This is a genomic window from Stenotrophomonas sp. GD03819 (assembly GCF_029841665.1).
In the GTDB taxonomy this organism is placed as follows: domain Bacteria; phylum Pseudomonadota; class Gammaproteobacteria; order Xanthomonadales; family Xanthomonadaceae; genus Stenotrophomonas; species Stenotrophomonas geniculata.
This window is the reverse complement of record NZ_JAOCEW010000060.1, coordinates 1-16,800: the sequence shown is the minus strand read 5'-3', so window position 1 is coordinate 16,800 and position 16,800 is coordinate 1. Positions and strand designations below refer to the sequence as shown.

Annotated in this window: 16 protein-coding genes; 8 read left to right on the top strand and 8 right to left on the bottom strand. The window is 68.2% G+C overall.

Going from position 1 to position 16,800, the window contains the following annotated elements; genetic code table 11:
• Window positions 1-73 precede the first annotated feature (73 nt).
• Window positions 74-1,852 carry an MFS transporter gene (locus N5D45_RS21875; protein WP_279939626.1) on the top strand — a complete coding sequence of 593 codons (1,779 nt, stop codon included), beginning with the start codon at window positions 74-76 and terminating at the stop codon, window positions 1,850-1,852.
• Between the two features lie 52 nt (window positions 1,853-1,904).
• On the opposite strand, the gene N5D45_RS21870 is transcribed toward N5D45_RS21875, so the two are convergent.
• From N5D45_RS21870 to N5D45_RS21845, 6 genes are all read right to left on the bottom strand, one after another.
• Complete coding sequence (locus N5D45_RS21870; protein ID WP_043399715.1) at window positions 1,905-2,375, bottom strand: hypothetical protein; 471 nt, start codon at window positions 2,373-2,375, stop codon at window positions 1,905-1,907.
• Complete coding sequence (locus N5D45_RS21865) at window positions 2,372-2,923, bottom strand: HdeD family acid-resistance protein (RefSeq protein ID WP_279939625.1); 552 nt, start codon at window positions 2,921-2,923, stop codon at window positions 2,372-2,374. The genes N5D45_RS21870 and N5D45_RS21865 overlap by 4 nt, the downstream gene beginning before the upstream one ends.
• 58 nt (window positions 2,924-2,981) lie before the next feature.
• A complete protein-coding gene (locus N5D45_RS21860; protein ID WP_279939624.1) occupies window positions 2,982-3,671 on the bottom strand; it encodes a ComF family protein in 690 nt (229 codons plus the stop codon).
• 95 nt (window positions 3,672-3,766) lie between these two features.
• The gene (locus tag N5D45_RS21855; RefSeq protein WP_279939623.1) at window positions 3,767-4,936 is read right to left on the bottom strand and encodes an L-dopachrome tautomerase-related protein; all 1,170 of its coding nucleotides are present in this window, start codon (window positions 4,934-4,936) and stop codon (window positions 3,767-3,769) included.
• 147 nt (window positions 4,937-5,083) lie between these two features.
• The gene (locus tag N5D45_RS21850) at window positions 5,084-6,409 is read right to left on the bottom strand and encodes a chloride channel protein (protein WP_279939622.1); all 1,326 of its coding nucleotides are present in this window, start codon (window positions 6,407-6,409) and stop codon (window positions 5,084-5,086) included.
• A 142-nt stretch (window positions 6,410-6,551) separates the two neighbouring features.
• On the bottom strand, window positions 6,552-6,869 hold the full coding sequence (locus N5D45_RS21845) for a hypothetical protein (protein WP_109814779.1): 318 nt from the start codon (window positions 6,867-6,869) through the stop codon (window positions 6,552-6,554).
• Window positions 6,870-7,167: 298 nt separating this feature from the next.
• Here N5D45_RS21845 and bioB point away from each other — a divergent pair, with 298 nt between their 5' ends.
• The 5 genes from bioB (at window position 7,168) to bioC (ending at window position 12,005) form a co-directional block, all read left to right on the top strand.
• A complete protein-coding gene (bioB, locus tag N5D45_RS21840; RefSeq protein WP_049412416.1) occupies window positions 7,168-8,211 on the top strand; it encodes a biotin synthase BioB in 1,044 nt (347 codons plus the stop codon).
• A 67-nt stretch (window positions 8,212-8,278) separates the two neighbouring features.
• Window positions 8,279-9,502, top strand: a complete 1,224-nt coding sequence (bioF, locus tag N5D45_RS21835) for an 8-amino-7-oxononanoate synthase (protein WP_197656705.1) — start codon at window positions 8,279-8,281, stop codon at window positions 9,500-9,502.
• Between the two features lie 17 nt (window positions 9,503-9,519).
• Window positions 9,520-10,299, top strand: a complete 780-nt coding sequence (bioH, locus tag N5D45_RS21830; protein ID WP_197656706.1) for a pimeloyl-ACP methyl ester esterase BioH — start codon at window positions 9,520-9,522, stop codon at window positions 10,297-10,299.
• Window positions 10,300-10,328: 29 nt separating this feature from the next.
• A complete protein-coding gene (locus N5D45_RS21825) occupies window positions 10,329-11,108 on the top strand; it encodes an SDR family oxidoreductase (protein ID WP_010482173.1) in 780 nt (259 codons plus the stop codon).
• Window positions 11,109-11,120: 12 nt separating this feature from the next.
• A complete protein-coding gene (bioC, locus tag N5D45_RS21820; protein WP_010482174.1) occupies window positions 11,121-12,005 on the top strand; it encodes a malonyl-ACP O-methyltransferase BioC in 885 nt (294 codons plus the stop codon).
• Between the two features lie 114 nt (window positions 12,006-12,119).
• Here bioC and N5D45_RS21815 read toward each other — a convergent pair whose 3' ends face one another.
• The gene (locus N5D45_RS21815) at window positions 12,120-12,764 is read right to left on the bottom strand and encodes a YdcF family protein (protein WP_049480113.1); all 645 of its coding nucleotides are present in this window, start codon (window positions 12,762-12,764) and stop codon (window positions 12,120-12,122) included.
• The gene (locus N5D45_RS21810) at window positions 12,749-13,711 is read right to left on the bottom strand and encodes a pyridoxal-phosphate dependent enzyme (RefSeq protein ID WP_057502368.1); all 963 of its coding nucleotides are present in this window, start codon (window positions 13,709-13,711) and stop codon (window positions 12,749-12,751) included. Before N5D45_RS21810 ends, N5D45_RS21815 begins: the two co-directional genes overlap by 16 nt.
• Before the next feature lie 159 nt (window positions 13,712-13,870).
• Here N5D45_RS21810 and N5D45_RS21805 point away from each other — a divergent pair, with 159 nt between their 5' ends.
• Both N5D45_RS21805 and mnmG read left to right on the top strand, forming a co-directional pair.
• On the top strand, window positions 13,871-14,356 hold the full coding sequence (locus N5D45_RS21805) for a hypothetical protein (protein ID WP_019337023.1): 486 nt from the start codon (window positions 13,871-13,873) through the stop codon (window positions 14,354-14,356).
• Between the two features lie 547 nt (window positions 14,357-14,903).
• Window positions 14,904-16,793 (top strand): tRNA uridine-5-carboxymethylaminomethyl(34) synthesis enzyme MnmG, encoded by a 1,890-nt coding sequence (gene mnmG / locus N5D45_RS21800; protein ID WP_197656707.1) that lies wholly within the window; start codon window positions 14,904-14,906, stop codon window positions 16,791-16,793.
• The last annotated feature ends 7 nt before the right edge of the window (window positions 16,794-16,800 follow it).

Here is a 16,800-nt window from a genome sequence, read left to right as displayed (position 1 = left end):
GCTCGGCTCTACAGAATGCACTCTGCGACGAACCGCCGCCGGGCCTGGCCCGGCGCTACCACAGGAACTGCCGATGACTGCAAGCACCGCCCCGCGCTGGCCCGTACGCTACCTGCTCTTCATCGGCGGCCTGGGGGGCCTGCTGTACGGCATCGACATCGGCATCATCGCCGGTGCCCTGCCCTATCTTGAAGCGACCGCCAGTCACGCCTGGCAGCTCAGCAGCCAGCAGCTCGGCTTCGTGGTGGCGGCCGTACTGCTGGGCAGCGTGCTGTCCTCGCTGTTCGCCGGCATGATCGCCGACCTGATTGGCCGCCGCGGCGCGATGCTGCTGGCCGGCCTGCTGTTCACCGCCTCGATTCCGATCATGGCACTGGCCTCCGGCTACACGCCGCTGCTGCTGGGACGCCTGCTGCAGGGCATCAGTGGCGGTTTGATCGGCGTCGTGATTCCGCTGTACCTGGCCGAAGTGCTCAGCCCCGAACGGCGCGGGCGCGGCGCGGCCATGTTCCAGCTGCTGCTGACCGTTGGCCTGGTGCTGGCAGCCCTGATCGGCCTGTACCACGCCCATGCCGTGGATGCCGCCGCCGAGGCCGTGCGCTCGCTGCCGGTCGCGCAGCAGGCGCAGGAACTGTTCACGGTGAAGGACCACGCCTGGCGCACCATCTTCTGGACCTGCCTGGCGCCCGGCCTGCTGTTCTGCGCCGGTATCTTCTGGCTGTCCGAATCACCACGCTGGCTGGTGCGCCGCGGCCGCATCGATGAAGCCCGCCGCAGCCTTCAGCGCGTCCTCCCCGCCGCAGACGTCGAGCCCACGCTGACCCAAATCCAGGCGCCGGAATCGAGCAGCAGCGACGGCAAGCGCGATCCGCTGCTCAGCCGCCGCTACGTGGTGCCGTTCGTGCTCGCGTGCGTGGTGCTGGCCTGCACCCAGGCCACCGGCATCAACTCGGTGTTGGCCTACGCGGTCAACATCCTCAACCAGGCCGGCCTGTCCGGTTCGGTGGCCAACGGTGCCGACGTGGCGATCAAGCTGCTCAACGCGGTGATGACCGTGGTCGCGCTGCTGCTGGTCGACCGCAAGGGCCGCAAGTTCCTGCTGATGCTGGGCAGCGGTGGCATCTGCGTGGCCCTGCTGGCGGCGGCCACGCTGTTCTTCCAGGCCGAGCGCGGACGCGCCGATGTGCAGCCTCAGCTGCAGGCGGCGGTCAGCGGCGAAGGCCTGCAGCTGGTGCTGGATGACGCGCAGTGGCAACGCCTGAGCAATGGCATCGACAGCCAGGGCCGACCGATGCAGCTGACCGTGTCGTACGCCTATGGTGATTTCACCAATGTGCGCGCCCTGCACAGCGACAACCTGATTGATCGCGAACTGCGCATCGAGCGCACCGGCACCGTGCAGCCGGACAGCGTGATCGGTGCGTTCTTCCGCAAACTCCACCTGAATCCATTTGCCGACCCGGCCAGCGCCAGCCAGGCGCCATTGCGCATCGAGCAGGCCCGCATTGGCCCGGTGCCGCCACCGGCACACGGCTGGGCCGTGGCCACCTGCATCCTGGTGTTCGTCGCGTTCTTCGCCGTCGGCCCCGGCGTGTGCGTGTGGCTGGCACTGTCGGAGCTGATGCCGAACCGCATCCGTTCCAATGGCATGAGCATCGCGCTGCTGATCAACCAGTTCGTGTCCACCACCATCGCCGCCATCTTCCTGCCCACGGTGGGCCACTACGGCTACGCCAGCATGTTCGTGTTCTGGGCGGCGTGCACCTTTGTGTTCTTCCTGGTGGCCGCGTTCTGGCTGCCGGAGACCAAGGGCAAGTCGCTGGAAGAGATCGAGGCACGGTTCGCCCGGTAGCGGTCGACCTTGGTCGACCTCCATGCGCAGCGTGGGGGTGTTGGCACGTCCGTCAGTCGCCAGTGATGTGCTTGGCCAGCGTCTGCGCCTCGGCAACGCTGGGCAACCCGCTCAGCATCATCGATTCGCCGAACGGTCCCTGCACCGTCGCCACCATCAGCACGCGGCCATCCACGCTGATCGCCGCTCGCTGACCGACCAGTGCTGCCGTGCCATCGTGGATGCGCTGGTGCGCTTCGTGTCGAAACCGGATCTGCAGGCCCGGCTGCTTGGCCTCGTCCAGCACGTAGCGCACATCGGCGATGTCGGCGCTGCCAGCGATCGGCGGCTCGCGCAGGGCGAGCGTTTCGCCCTGCCACTGCGCTTGCCTGCCCTTGCCGTCCGCATCGACCGCGCTCAGGCGTACATCCACACCCGCGCGCGGCGCATGATCCTTGCCTGCCAGCGCACCGGGCGTGGCACCCGGCATGCATCCGGCCAGCACCAGCGCTGCGCCCAGCAGGAACGGAAACGCGCCCCTCACTTCAGCTTCCGCAGCTTGAACGCCACCAGCACCTGCAGCAGCCCGTACAGCAGGCTGCCAATGCCGATCCACAGCGTGGTCACCGCCACGCCTGCATACGGATTGGCCGCGAACAGCAGCCCCAGCACCACCGCCAGCACGCCACTGAGGATCAGCAGCCACTCGCCCTGGATCTGCTTGCGCACGCGGATCGCGAACACGATGCGATAGATGCCGGCTACCAGCAGCCACGCCGCCAGGAACAGCACCAGCACGCTGGCAGTGGCCAGCGGATTGATCACCGCCAGGATGCCGAAGCCCAGCGAGGCGATGGCATACAGCGCCAACCAGCCACGCGAGGCACCACTGCCGCCGCTGATCAGTGCGAACAGGCTGATGACGCCTTCAACGATGGCCATCACGCCCAGTGTCCAGGCCAGTGCCATCGCTGCGGACAGCGGCCAGCCAATGGCAACGATGCTGAAACCCAGTGCGACGAGCCCGTACAGCAGCAGGATCCACCAGCTGCGCCCAACCGCCGACAACAAGGGAGACAAGGGGGAATTCATGGCCACTCCTCCGATCCGGAACCGGCCTCATCCTAGCCCCTGTGGATGAAGAGGGCGATCACGGCGCCCGCGCACAGACCCACACGCGCACCTCCGCTGCGCCGGCCAGGCGCAGCGTCTCGGCGACCTCCATCACCGTGCTGCCAGTCGTCATCACGTCATCGACCACGGTCAGCCGCGAGGGCACGGAACCACGCACGTCGAACGCATCGAACAGGTTTTCCCTGCGCTGTTCGGCCGTGCGTTCAGACTGCGGTGCGGTATGCCGCTGCCGGTACACCCCCTGCCAGACCGGCATCGGCAGCAACCGGCACAGCTCGCCGGCCTGGTTGTAGCCGCGCTGGCGCAAGCGTCGCCTGTGCAGCGGCACCGGCACCAGCGGCGTGCACGACCACGGCGGCGGTGCGCGCTGCATCAGCTGCGCGAGCAGGCGTCCAGCGGCGAGATCCTGATGGAACTTGTAGCGGACCAGCAACTGGTCAACCGGCGGCAGGTACAGCAGGCTGGCATGCGTGGCGGCCTGTGGCGGCACCTCTTCGCGGCAGGTGCCGCAGACGATCAACGCTGTGTCCGGCAACGGCAGCGCGCAGCGCAGGCAGGCCCGGCCGGCCCAGGGCAGTCCGGCCAGGCAGGCATCGCAGAGATCGAGTCCATCGTGGCCCGGGTCACCGCAGACCAGGCAACGGAGCGGTAGCAGCACACGAAGTGCGGCCTGCACGTAACGGCCCGGGTCGAAGAAGGCAGACATGCGCTTCAGCCTGACGGCGCCGTCAGTGCGTTGCCATCGGGGGGGCCCTCAACGAGCCGTAGGGGTTTTGTCGCCCACCCGCTGCCCCGATCATCTCACCGCGTTGGCGCAGGCTTCGCATCCACCCGGGTGCGATACACCATGTACGGCGCCTGCCGGCGATCAACGCCGCCATTGAATCCGGCCTGCCGATGCAGCTGGTTGGCAGTGAAGTACAAGTAGCCATCCGGCCCAATCGACAAGGTATCCGGCCACAGGATGCGCGGGTCGTGCACCACGGTCGTCCAGCGCCCCTGCGCATCACGGGCATGAATGGCGTTGTGCTCGTAGTCGCTGGCGTACAGCCGCCCGTTGGCATCCATCTCCATGCCATCGGAGGCGCCCTTCTCGCCGAGGTCAACGACCGCAGCAGCCAGCGCCGCCTCGCTCACCTTCGGGTCGCGCAACAGTGCGGTGGGCACGCTGTACAGATGGCGGCTGGACAGTGGCGTGTAGAACAGCGTACTTCCATCCGGCGAAAGCGCGATGCCATCGGCGGCAACGGTGAACGGTGCCGACGAACCGTCGGCCTTGCGCAACCGCATCTGCCGGCCCTCCACGATCGGCACGAACGCGGGATCGGCCGAGGTGGATACATGACCGATCAGACGCTTGGATGCCGCCCCCGTAGCGAGGTCGATGACGATGATGCCGCCAATGCCGCTCAGTGACGAGTCGGTCACGTAGGCCACGCCCTCGCGGCCGACACGGAAATCGAAGCGCACATCGTTGACGTAGGTGCGCGCATCGATGACGTTGGCCGGGAACACCAGGGTCTTGGCCACGGTATTGGTGGCCAGATCGATCGCCACCAGCTTGGCGCCGCCGGCCTGCGGCGCTGAAAAGCCCGGTGCGGCGGTGTCCAGTACCCACAGCTGGCCCTGGCCATCGGCCACCACGCTCTGCACGCTGATGAAGTGTGCTGCCGGGTCGGGATCGTCCTTGCGGTTGATGCGCGCATCCGGATAGGGCACGGCACGGCCATCGCGCCACTCGGCCACACTGTAGGCCACTTCATCGCCCCAGCGCGGGAAGTTGACGAAGATCCGCCCGGTCCCGGACACCGCCACGCTGGTAGGCATCGCACCTTCGAAACGCGCCACCGGCTCGATGACACCGATGCTGCGTTCGCTGGGAAGCACAGGCGTGCCTGCCAGCGCCAGCGCGGGGGAACTGGCCAGGGCCAGGACGGCAGCCGCCAGGCTGCGGATACGGCAGTTGATCATGGTTGCTCTCGATGCAGGTCCGGGTACAGCCCCGGTGTCGACGCATCTTCAGCGGCGCACCCGGCATCGGGTAGACGGTGCAACGGGGAATCAGCTTCACTGCAAAAGTGAAGATTTCGACCTGATTGATCCTGTTGATCAAGGTAATCAGTGATGCCTATCCGCTGGCTCTGCTTTCGGCACCATCAACAACTCCGCCAACCCACGGTAGATCGGCACCCGGCAGACCAGCCCGGACACGCCACGCGCGATCAGCACCGTGGCCAGGATCGGCAGCAGCAGATCACCACTGTCGGTCAGCTCCAGCGAGATCACCGCCGAAGTCAGTGGCGCCTGAGTGACGCCGGTGAGGTACGCACACATGCCCAGCAGCACGAACGCGCGCGGGTCCACGCCGGGCATCAGCACCGCCAGGTTGTGGCCCAGTCCCGCACCGACCGCCAGCGCGGGCGAGAACAAGCCTCCGGGAATACCGGCCACGTACGATGCGAGGTTGGCCAGCAGCTTCATCAACCCGAACTCGTGGCCGACCACCGCCTGCCCCTGCACCAGGCTGCGCGCCTGCTCGTAGCCGGTGCCGAACGCGCCTTTACCGAAGACCAGGGCGAGCAGTACCACCACCAGACCGCAGCCTGCGGCCAACAGAACCGGATGCCGCTGCCGCAGTTGCCCGAGCCAGCGCGGGCGGCCCGCCGCACTGGCCAGCACCGCACGCGCGAACAGGCCGCCCAGCAGGCCCGCCACCACGCCGCACAGCAGGATTGCCAGCCAGCCCTGGCCGAGCGGCAGGCGTGCGCTCACATGGCCGAAATAGGTGTAGTTGCCCAACAGGCCCAGCGACACCACGCCACCGACGATCACCGCAGTCAACAGGGTGCCCGAGAAACGATGCTCGAAACGACCGCTGAGCTCCTCGATGGCGAAGACGATGCCGGCCAGCGGCGTGTTGAACGCCGCCGCGATACCCGCCGCACCACCGGCCAGCAGGAAGTGCGAGAGCTCGCGGGGATCCTTGAAACCGAACCAGCGGCCGAACAGGTACATCAAGCTGGCGCCTACGTGCACAGTCGGGCCCTCGCGGCCCACCGAGGCGCCACCCAGCAGTGACAGCGAGGTCAGCAGCAGCTTGCCGGCCGAAACCGCGGGTGAAAGGTTGGTCTTCCGGAACGGCTCATCGGCCTTGTCCAACGCGGCGATGACCTGCGGAATGCCGCTGCCGCGCGTGGGCTTGAGCACACCGGCGGTCAACCAGGCCAGCAGCGCGAAGATGCCCGGCGTCAGCAGCAGGGCCCACCACGGCGAGTGCGACGTGATGCGCTGGAACAGATGGAACGCCGCGTCGCTGGCCTTGGCGAACAGGATCGCCACCAGCGCCACGGCCACGGCGCCGCCCCAGAGCGCGGCGCGGCGGCGCCAGGCTTCGCTGAGAACCAGCGCGGTGATGCGGCCGCGGAGGCGATGGAGATCGGTCATGAGTCAAAGTCTGCGCGCCAGCGCTTTGGTTAGACAGCGGCCACTGTGGCCGAAGGCCTTGCAGGATGCGGTGAAATGCACGTATGCCGCCAGAAGAGCGTCCTGAACTCGGGCAGATGCAGCGATCTGCGAGATCTGATGCTCAGATCACCAAACGATGGAGAATGTGGGTCAGCGTCAGCTGAGAACAACCTTGGTTCGGCAACACACCATCCTCTCCCGGCGTGCCCACCTCGAATCCTTCCTCAACGTCCTCGTAGTACAGCAACCCGTCGGGCAGTTGTGCGACCGCCCAGACCCACTCAATCATGCCCAGCCTGTGCAACCGAACCGCATGGAATGGCACGCGCAGGGATTCGAAGGTGGCTCGTTGGACAGGTGAGCAATCCTGCAACTGCCGTGCGACCAGGGTTTCCAGTTCTTCCCGGGTGATCGGCTGCCAGTTGTCCGGATTGTCCATTGCAGCGCTGCCCGATTGAACGTGTGTGCTTGAGGTTACGTCCAACGCGCTGCGCGGGTCGATCCTGACGATGTTCGGGCCAAGCTCACCGCGCAGGCTGCCCCCGCTCCCGGCCCGAGGACGGGGTTCGCCGCGGCAGCAGCGATGCCCGCAATCGATGCAGCGCCATGGCCATCGCTTGTATGGGATTCCATTCCAGTCACGGCAAAGTAAACCAAAACATCAAACTAAAAGTTGACAGACCGTGCCCCCCCACCCACACTGCCGCCCTCGCTCCACTCGTACCCAAGGTCCCGCCATGGCTGCTGCCATCCGCCACGACTGGCAACACGACGAACTGCAGGCGCTGTTCGATCTGCCGTTCCCCGAGCTGCTGTTTCGCGCCGCAGCGGTCCATCGCGAGCACTTCGACCCGTCGCAGGTGCAGGTGTCCACGCTGCTGTCGGTGAAGACCGGCGGCTGCCCGGAAGACTGCGCGTACTGCCCGCAGGCGCAGCGCTACAGCACCGGGGTGAACGCGCAGAAGCTGATGGAGACCGACGCGGTGCTGGCCAAGGCACGCCAGGCCAAGGCCGCCGGTGCATCGCGCTTCTGCATGGGTGCCGCATGGCGTTCGCCGAAGGATCGAGACATTCCGAAGGTCGCGGCGATGATCGCCGGGGTGAAGGCACTGGGTCTGGAGACCTGCGCCACGCTGGGCATGCTCAGCGGCGAGCAGGCGCGTGCGCTGAAGGACGCCGGCCTGGACTACTACAACCACAACCTCGACACCGCGCCGGACTACTACGATTCGATCATCCACACGCGCCAGTACCAGGACCGCCTGGATACGCTGGAACACGTGCGCGATGCCGGCCTGAAGACCTGCTGCGGCGGCATCGTCGGCATGGGCGAGACGCGCGCGCAGCGCGTCGGCCTGCTGCTGGCGCTGGCCACGCTGCCGGCGCATCCGGATTCGGTGCCGATCAACAAGCTGGTGCAGGTGGCGGGTACGCCGCTGCATGGCAGCGCCGAACTGGACCCATTCGAGTTCGTGCGCATGATCGCGGTGGCCCGCATCGCCATGCCGCGCTCGATGGTGCGGCTGTCGGCCGGGCGCGAGGCGATGAGTGACGAACTGCAGGCGCTGTGTTTCCTGGCCGGCGCCAACTCCATCTTCTACGGCGACAAGCTGCTGACCACCGGCAACCCGGAAAGCGAGCGCGACCTGGCCCTGTTCGCTCGGCTGGGGTTGCAGCCGATGGCGGTGCAGGTGGATGCCGAAGGCCACGACCACGGCGGTACCGTGCACGCCGATATCAGTGCCGATACGCCCGGCTGTGGCTGCGCTCACGCGGCCTGAGACGGGCCGCAAGCAGGCGCCGCGGCAACGCGCTACCCTAGCCGCCCCGTCGACGCATTCAGCCACCATGGCCCGCCCCGACCTGACCGCCCGCCTCCACGCCCAGCGCGCTCTGCGCGATGCCCAAGGCCGTCGCCGCCCGCGACGCACGGTCACCCGTCGTGATGGCGTGCGCCTGGAAGTGGACGGCCAGTGGCTGACCGGCTTCTGCAGCAACGACTACCTGGGCCTGGCCCAGCAGTTCAGCGTGGTCAACGCGCTGCAGGACGCCGCCGCACGCGAAGGCGCTGGCGCCGGTGCCTCGCACCTGGTCTGCGGCCATCATGCCTTGCATGAGGCGCTGGAACGCGAGGTGGCCGAGTGGCTTGGCTATCCACGTGCGCTGCTGTTCGGCAGTGGCTTCGCCGCCAATCTGGCGGTGCAGCAGGCACTGCTGAGCGAAGAGAACGACGTGTGCGTGCAGGACAAGCTCAACCACGCCAGCCTGCTCGATGCGACCCGGTTGGCCGGTGCACGTCTGCGCCGCTATCCGCACCTGGATCCGGAAGGCGCAATGCGTCAGCTCAAGCACGCGCCCGATGGCGCGGCCATGCTGGCCACCGATGGTGTCTTCAGCATGGATGGCGACATCGCACCGCTGCGTGCATTGTCGCTTGTGGCACGCCTGCAGCAGGCGCTGTTCTATGTGGATGATGCGCACGGTGTCGGCGTGGTCGGTGATGGCCGTGGTGCCGTGGCCGCCGCCGGGCTGGGCGTGGACGACGTACCGCTGCAGCTGGTCACACTGGGCAAGGCACTGGGCGGTTCCGGTGCGCTGGTGCTGGGCCGCGATGACCTGATCGAGCATCTGGCCGAAACCGCGCGCCCGTACATCTACACCACCGCCGTGCCACCGGCGATGGCCGCTGCTGCGCTTGAAGCAGTGCGCCTGGCGCGCCGCGACCACTGGCGTCGCACAAAGCTGACCGACCTGATCGCGCTGTTCCGCACTGAAGCGCGTCGCCATGGCCTGGACCTGATGGCTTCGGAAACACCGATCCAGCCGCTGCTGTGCGGCGATGACCGCACCGCCGTGGCGATGTCCACGGCGCTGGAACAGGCCGGCTTGCTGGTCGGTGCAATCCGCCCGCCGACGGTGCCGGAAGGCAAGGCACGCCTGCGCGTGACACTGTCCGCGCTGCATACGCCGGAACAGGTGCGTGGTCTGGTGGAGGCCATCGCCAGCGCGCGCGATCGCGTGACCCTGGCCGTGCGTGAAGCCGCGCCACCGCCGCTGCCCGCTTTTGCCTGAGTTCCGTGTCGTTGCCCATGCATATTGACGTCACCGGCCGTGGGCCGGACCTGGTACTGATCCACGGCTGGGCCCTGCAGGGCGGTGTATTCGCGCCGCTGGTGCAGCGCCTGGCAGACCAGTTCACCCTGCACCTGGTCGACCTGCCCGGCCATGGCCACAGCCGCGACGACACCACGCCGCTGCGCCTGCCGTTCGTGGTCAGTGCCATTGCCGCTGCCACCCCCCCGGCGGTGTGGTGCGGCTGGTCGCTGGGTGGCCTGTTCGCACTGCATGCGGCGGCCACGCTGCCGAAGGTCCGCGGTCTCGCGATGATCGCCGCCACGCCGCGTTTCGTGCGTGGCGAGGATTGGCCGCACGCGGTGGAGCCGGCGGTGTTCGAACAGTTCGGGCGTGAGCTGGCGACCGACTTCGGCGGCACGCTGGAACGCTTCCTCGCGCTGGACGTGATGGGCTCGGCGCATGCCCGCGAGGAGCTGCGCACCCTGCGCCAGCGCCTGGTCGAGCGCGGTGCGCCCACCGAACGCGCCCTGATGGAAGGCCTGCGCCTGCTGGAGAGCACCGACCTGCGCGGGGCACTGCCGACGCTGGGCAAGCCCAGCCTGTGGATCGCCGGCCAGCGCGACCGCCTGGTGTCACCGGTCGCCATGCAGGCCGCTGCGGCGCTGGCCCCGGGTGCGCAGGCGCTGACCATCGCCCACGGCGGCCATGCGCCCTTCCTCGGCCATGCCGACGAAGTGGCCGCCGCCCTGCAACACTTCGTTGCCGGCCTGTCGCCGGCCGATGGCGGACAATGAGCCCCCTCCGAATTCCGCAGGATTGACGCATGGATCTGGGTATCAACGGCCGCTGGGCACTGGTCTGCGGCGCGAGCAAGGGGCTGGGCCTGGGCTGCGCGCGTGCGCTCGTACGCGAGGGCGTGAACGTGGTGATCGTGGCGCGTGGCGAGGCTGCACTGAAGGTCGCCGCCGACGAACTGCGTGCACTGCCCGGTGCCGGTGAGGTGCGCGCCGTCGCCGCCGACGTCACTACCGAGGCCGGCCGCACTGCGGCGCTGGCCGCCTGCCCGCAGGTGGACATCCTGGTCAACAATGCCGGTGGTCCGCCGCCCGGTGATTTCCGCAATTTCGAACGCGACGACTGGATTGCCGCGCTGGACGCCAACATGCTGGCGCCGATCGCACTGATCCGCGCCACCGTCGACGCGATGATCGAGCGCGGCTTCGGCCGCATCGTCAACATCACCTCGTCGGCGGTGAAAGCCCCGATCGACATCCTGGCGTTGTCCAACGGCGCGCGCAGTGGCCTGACCGGTTTCGTCGCCGGCCTGGCGCGCCGCACGGTGGCCCACAACGTCACCATCAACAATCTGCTGCCCGGCCAGTTCGACACCGACCGCCTGCGCGCCAACTTCGCCCACAGTGCGGGCAAGGACGGCGATGCCGGCGAAGTCGCCGAACGCCGCCGCCAGCAGATTCCCGCCGGCCGCTTCGGCACGCCTGACGAATTCGGCGCCGCCTGCGCCTTCCTGTGCAGTGCACAGGCCGGTTACCTCACCGGACAGAACCTGCTGATCGACGGCGGCGCCTACCCCGGTACGTTCTAAGAGACTTTCGCAATGCCGTCCCACTTCGATGCCCGCCATGTCCGCCGCGCGTTCGCGCGTGCCGCCAGCAGCTATGACGCCGCTGCCGCCCTGCAGCGCGAGGTGCAGTCGCGGCTGATCGAATCGCTGGACTACCTGGAGGCACGCAAGCCCGAGGTGGTGCTGGACATCGGTGCCGGCACCGGCCACGCCAGCGCGTTGATGAAGAAGCGCTGGCCGAAGGCGCAGGTGATCGCGCTGGACGTGGCACTGCCGATGCTGGACCAGGCCAAGCGCCAGGCCGGCTGGTGGAAGCCGTTCCAGCGCCTGTGCGGCGACGCCGCCGCATTGCCGTTGGCGGACAACAGCGTGGATGTGATCTTCAGCAACCTGTGCCTGCAGTGGGTGGACGACCTGCCGGCGGTGTTCGCAGGCTTCCGTCGCGTGCTCAAGCCCGGTGGCCTGCTGCTGTGTTCCACCTTCGGCCCGGAAACCCTGATCGAACTCAACGAAGCCTTCGCGGCCGCCGATGACCGCCCGCACGTGAGCCGCTTCGCGCAGATCGCCCAGTTCGGCGATGCGTTGATGATGGCGGGCTTCCGCGACCCGGTGCTGGACCGCGATCTGTTCACCCTGACCTACGACGACCTGCCCTCGTTGATGCGCGAACTGCGCGCGATGGGCGCGACCAACGCGCGGGTGGACCGCCGCCACACACTGACCGGGCGTAGCCGTTTCGCGGCGGCGGCAGCGGCGTATGAACCGATGCGGCGCGCCGACGGCAAGCTGCCCAGCAGCTGGGAAGTGATCTATGCCCATGCCTGGGCACCGGACCCCGGCGCACCAATCCGCGAAGGCGGGCATGACGTGGCCTCGGTGCCGGTGTCGGCGATTCCGATCCGACGCAAGCAGACCTGATCGAAAGCCGCCGGGCATGGCCCGGCGCTACCGGGCGCGCGATAGGGGCCGCGCCGGGTGCACCAATGGTAGCGCCGGGCCATGCCCGGCGAGCGCAGCGGCGCGGCAGCCGCCTCAGGTATTGGCCGGCGAACTCAGCGGCGGGCGCACCAGGTCGCGGTGGAAGAAGTAGATCTCCTGCACCAGGAAACGCCAGCTGGTGTGGAAGCTGCGGAAGCGCGTGCTGGGCGTGGACGAGGCCAGCGCATCGATGCCCAGTGCCTTGCTCAGTCGCAGCGCGCGCGCCATGTGCAGCGGGTCGCTGACGATGATCACCCGGTGCAGGTCGCGCTGGTCCATCAGTCGCTTGGCTTCGACCAGGTTCTGCACGGTGTTGCGCGAAGCGGTCTCGATCAGGATCGCATCGTCCGGCACGCCATGCTTGAGCGCGTAGCGGCGCGCCACCTGCGATTCGGAGAAGCGCGCACCTGTGCCGCCATAGCCGCCGGTGAAGATCAGCAGCGGCGCGTACTGGGCCTCGTACAGGTCCAGTCCATGCCGGATACGTTCTTCGAACACCGGCGATGGCTTGGCGTCATAGGCGGCCGCACCCAGCACGATGATGGCATCGGCCTTGGCGGCCTGGTCGCGCTCGCCGACCCAGACGATCCAGGCAGTCACACCCAGCAGCCAGATCACCAGCAGGACAAACAGCCGCCACAGCCAGCCCAGCAGGCCGGTGCGAGGCCGATGCCGGTCGCGGCTCATGGCGCCCCCCAGCGCAACGCGGGCAGGTCGACGTTGCCGCCGGACAGGACCAGGCCCACGCGCAGGCCGGCAAAACGTTGCGGCTGTGCCAGCACCGCGGCCAGTACGGTGGCCGAGGATGGCTCGACCACCTGCTTGAGCACCTCCCACAGCAGGCGCATTGCGGCCATGGTCGCAGTGTCATCGACCACGATCACCTCGGCACCGGCCGCGCGCAGCAGTTCGAAATTCGGCGCGCCGATCAGGGTACGCAGTCCATCGCAGATCGTGTCCGGGGTGAACGCGCCCTGCCGCTCGCCAGCGGCCAGCGAGCGCGCGGTATCGTCGGCTCCGGCTGGCTCGGCCAGCACCAGGCGGGTCTGCGGGCTGGCGTGCTGCAGCGCCAGCGCGGTACCGCTGGCCAGGCCACCGCCGCCCACCGGCACCACCAGCACATCGAACGGGCCGTCGCTGTGCAGCAGTTCCAGAGCCGCAGTGCCCTGCCCGGCCATCACCGCCGGGTCCGTATACGGATGGACCAGGGTCGCGCCGGTATCGGCCTGCACCCTGGCACAGGTGGCCTCGCGGTCGGCGATGGTCGGCGGACAGCGCCAGAGCGTCGCGCCATGGCGGGCAATATTGGCCAACTTCGCCGCCACCGCGCCTTCCGGCACCACCACATGACAGGGAATGCCACGCGTGCGCGCGGCCAGCGCCAAGGCGGCGCCATGATTGCCGGAGGAGTGGGTCACCACACCGGCACTGGCGCGATCGGCCTCCAGCGACCACACCGCGTTGCAGGCACCACGGAACTTGAATGCGCCACCGCGCTGCAGGTGCTCGGCCTTGAACGCCAGCTGTGCGCCGGCCAGCGCATCGAGCGTGCGCGAGCGCAGCACCGGCGTCACGCTGGCGTGCGGGGCGATCCTCGCCGCAGCAAGCAGGAGGTCATCGGCGCGGGGCAACAGTGAATCGCTCATGACGCAAGATTAACGTATGGCTTCGCGCTGGCGACCGGGACACAGGTCATGCCAGCATGCAGCCCTACGCCTCCATTCATCCTGGCCGGCGGAATTAAGGGCCGATTCAACGCTGGCGCCCGAAGCTGACTGCACACCCGTCCTCTGGGGGGACCCACCATGAAAATGCGCCTGATGCTTGCCGGTGGCCTGCTGCTGGCCCTGACCGGCTGCACCACCTACGACTATGTCGGCGGCGGCCGCAGCGGCAGCTACTACCACGGTGCGCCGTCGGTGGAGTACCGCTACCCGGCCGGCTATCCCTACAACTACGGCCCCTACTACGGTGGCTATGGCGGCTACTACGGCGGCTACGGCAATCCGTATTACTCGCGCCCGATCTACCGCCCGCCGCACAACCATCGCCCGCCGCCGCGCCCGGGCAATGGTGGCGAGCACCGTCCGCCGCCGCCGTCGCGACCGTCGTACAACGGTGGTTCGCCGTGGCGGAACATGGACTCGATGCGCCGTCCGCCGCAGTCGAACGCGCAGCCGTCGGCGCCCCCGCCGCAGGCCCGTCCGGCACCGGCACCGAGTGCGCCGAGGATGAACGGTTCCCCCTGGCGCAACATGGATCGTGCGACGCAGCGCACAGTTGAGCGCTGAACCGTCTTGCATTTCACACGGTCTAAGCCGCACTCTACGCGGACAGTGACGGCCCGCGTCACAAAGTGACAAAAACGACACGGGCCGCCGCAAAAAGCTCTACGTCGATATCCGACAGGAACATCTGGATCCCCCCTGTTCCGGCCCTGTCGGATGTCGGCACCTCTGAAGGCAGACGGCCCCGCAATGCGGGGCCGTTTGTTTTGTCAGGTCGCCAACCGGCGAAAGCCCAGCTTCAGTAGATCCACGCCATGCGTGGATGGCGCCTTCCCGACAGCCCCAAAAAAACAGGGCCGGACAGTCCCCCGACTGCCGGCCCTCTGCTCCCCCACCGTGCGCCTGTACCGGCCCCTGTTCCAATTCCGGTCACGGGCGCCTACGGCGCCAGCCACGATGGGTGCTATTGGGTTATCTGCAAAAATCCTGCCAACTTTAGGGCCGATTTCGCCACCAACTGGCCGGCGCCGGCGTCCGGACCCCGAATGGCGCTAAAATCGCCACCCCGGCGGCGCCTCCGGCCGCGCCTGCCCCAAGCTGAACAGCCCCCATGAACCCGTCCTTCCATCGTTACGACGTCATCGTCATCGGCGGTGGCCACGCCGGCACCGAAGCCGCGCTGGCCGCTGCCCGCACCGGCGTGCGCACCCTGCTGCTGACCCACAACATCGAAACTGTGGGCGCGATGAGCTGCAACCCGGCCATCGGCGGCATCGGCAAGGGCCACCTGGTCAAGGAGATCGACGCCCTGGGCGGTGCGATGGCGCATGCCGCCGACCGCGCCGGCATCCAGTGGCGCACGCTCAACGCATCGAAGGGCCCGGCCGTGCGTGCCACCCGTTGCCAGGCCGACCGCAACCTGTACCGCATGGCGATCCGCGCCATCGTCGAAGGCCAGGCCAACCTGACGGTGTTCCAGGCCGCGGTCGATGACCTGGTCATCGAAGGCGATGCCGTGCGTGGGGTCATCACCCAGACCGGCCTGCGCTTCGACGCCGAGGCCGTGGTGCTGACCGCCGGCACCTTCCTGGCCGGCAAGATCCATGTCGGCCCGACCCAGTACGCCGCCGGCCGCATGGGTGACCCGCCGGCCACCACGCTGGCCGCCCGCCTGCGCGAGCGTCCGTTCCAGGTCGACCGCCTGAAGACCGGCACGCCGCCGCGCATCGATGGCCGCTCGCTGGACTACAGCGTGATGGACGAGCAGCCGGGCGACACGCCGCGCCCGGTGATGTCCTTCCTCGGCTCGGTGGACGAACATCCGCAGCAGGTCAGCTGCTGGATCACCCACACCACCGAGCAGACCCACCAGATCATCCGCGACGCGCTGCACCGCTCGCCGCTGTACAGCGGCCAGATCGAAGGCATCGGCCCGCGCTACTGCCCCTCCATCGAAGACAAGGTGGTGCGCTTCGCCGAGAAGGCCAGCCACCAGATCTTCGTCGAACCCGAAGGCCTGGGCATCGTCGAGATCTACCCCAATGGCATCTCCACCTCGCTGCCGTTCGACGTGCAGCTGGAGATGGTGCGCAGCATCCGCGGTTTCGGGAACGCGCACATCACCCGCCCCGGCTACGCCATCGAATACGACTTCTTCGATCCGCGCGGGCTGAAGGCCTCGCTGGAAACCAAGCTGGTCAACGGCCTGTTCTTCGCCGGCCAGATCAACGGTACCACCGGTTATGAAGAAGCCGCCGCGCAGGGCCTGATGGCCGGCCTCAACGCCGCACGCCAGGTGCGCGGGCTGGACGGCTGGTGCCCGCGCCGCGACGAGGCGTACCTGGGCGTGCTGGTGGATGACCTGATCACCCACGGCACCAACGAGCCGTACCGCATGTTCACCAGCCGCGCCGAGTACCGCCTGCAGCTGCGCGAGGACAATGCCGACCAGCGCCTGACTCCGGCCGGCCGTGAGATGGGCCTGGTGGATGACCGCCGCTGGAACGCGTTCGAGACCAAGCAGGCCGCCGTCGCCGCCGAGCGCGCACGCCTGGGTGCACTGTGGGCAACCCCGGCCAATGCGCTGGGCCGCGAAGTGCAGGACACGCTGGGCGTGGCGGTCAGCCGCGAAACCAACGTGCTGGACCTGATCAAGCGCCCGGAGCTGGACTACGCGCAGCTGATGCAGGTGCCGTCGCTGGGCCCGGCGGTAGCCGACGCCAAAGTGGCCGAGCAGGTGGAAATCGGCGTGAAGTACGCCGGCTATCTGGATCGCCAGCGCGAGGAAATCGAGCGCCAGCAGCGGCACGAAGCCACGCCGATCGCTGAAGCCTTCGATTACGCGACGGTGCGCGGGCTGTCGGCCGAAGCACTGCAGAAGCTGGAGCGCGTACGCCCGCAGACCATCGGCCAGGCACAGCGGATTCCCGGCATGACGCCGGCGGCGATCTCGCTGCTGCTGGTGCATCTGGAACGCGCACGCCGCGGCCGCGTGGCGTAAGCGATCG

What these genes read in the sequence shown, in the direction of transcription:
- N5D45_RS21850 (WP_279939622.1), bottom strand. Translation starts at nt 6,409, where the DNA reads ATGACCGATCTCCATCGCCTCCGCGGCCGCATCACCGCGCTGGTTCTC.
- bioB (WP_049412416.1), top strand. Translation starts at nt 7,168, where the DNA reads ATGGCTGCTGCCATCCGCCACGACTGGCAACACGACGAACTGCAGGCG.
- N5D45_RS21855 (WP_279939623.1), bottom strand. Translation starts at nt 4,936, where the DNA reads ATGATCAACTGCCGTATCCGCAGCCTGGCGGCTGCCGTCCTGGCCCTG.
- N5D45_RS21845 (WP_109814779.1), bottom strand. Translation starts at nt 6,869, where the DNA reads ATGGACAATCCGGACAACTGGCAGCCGATCACCCGGGAAGAACTGGAA.
- N5D45_RS21875 (WP_279939626.1), top strand. Translation starts at nt 74, where the DNA reads ATGACTGCAAGCACCGCCCCGCGCTGGCCCGTACGCTACCTGCTCTTC.
- bioH (WP_197656706.1), top strand. Translation starts at nt 9,520, where the DNA reads ATGCATATTGACGTCACCGGCCGTGGGCCGGACCTGGTACTGATCCAC.
- N5D45_RS21805 (WP_019337023.1), top strand. Translation starts at nt 13,871, where the DNA reads ATGAAAATGCGCCTGATGCTTGCCGGTGGCCTGCTGCTGGCCCTGACC.
- N5D45_RS21865 (WP_279939625.1), bottom strand. Translation starts at nt 2,923, where the DNA reads ATGAATTCCCCCTTGTCTCCCTTGTTGTCGGCGGTTGGGCGCAGCTGG.
- bioF (WP_197656705.1), top strand. Translation starts at nt 8,279, where the DNA reads ATGGCCCGCCCCGACCTGACCGCCCGCCTCCACGCCCAGCGCGCTCTG.
- N5D45_RS21860 (WP_279939624.1), bottom strand. Translation starts at nt 3,671, where the DNA reads ATGTCTGCCTTCTTCGACCCGGGCCGTTACGTGCAGGCCGCACTTCGT.
- N5D45_RS21810 (WP_057502368.1), bottom strand. Translation starts at nt 13,711, where the DNA reads ATGAGCGATTCACTGTTGCCCCGCGCCGATGACCTCCTGCTTGCTGCG.
- bioC (WP_010482174.1), top strand. Translation starts at nt 11,121, where the DNA reads ATGCCGTCCCACTTCGATGCCCGCCATGTCCGCCGCGCGTTCGCGCGT.
- mnmG (WP_197656707.1), top strand. Translation starts at nt 14,904, where the DNA reads ATGAACCCGTCCTTCCATCGTTACGACGTCATCGTCATCGGCGGTGGC.
- N5D45_RS21825 (WP_010482173.1), top strand. Translation starts at nt 10,329, where the DNA reads ATGGATCTGGGTATCAACGGCCGCTGGGCACTGGTCTGCGGCGCGAGC.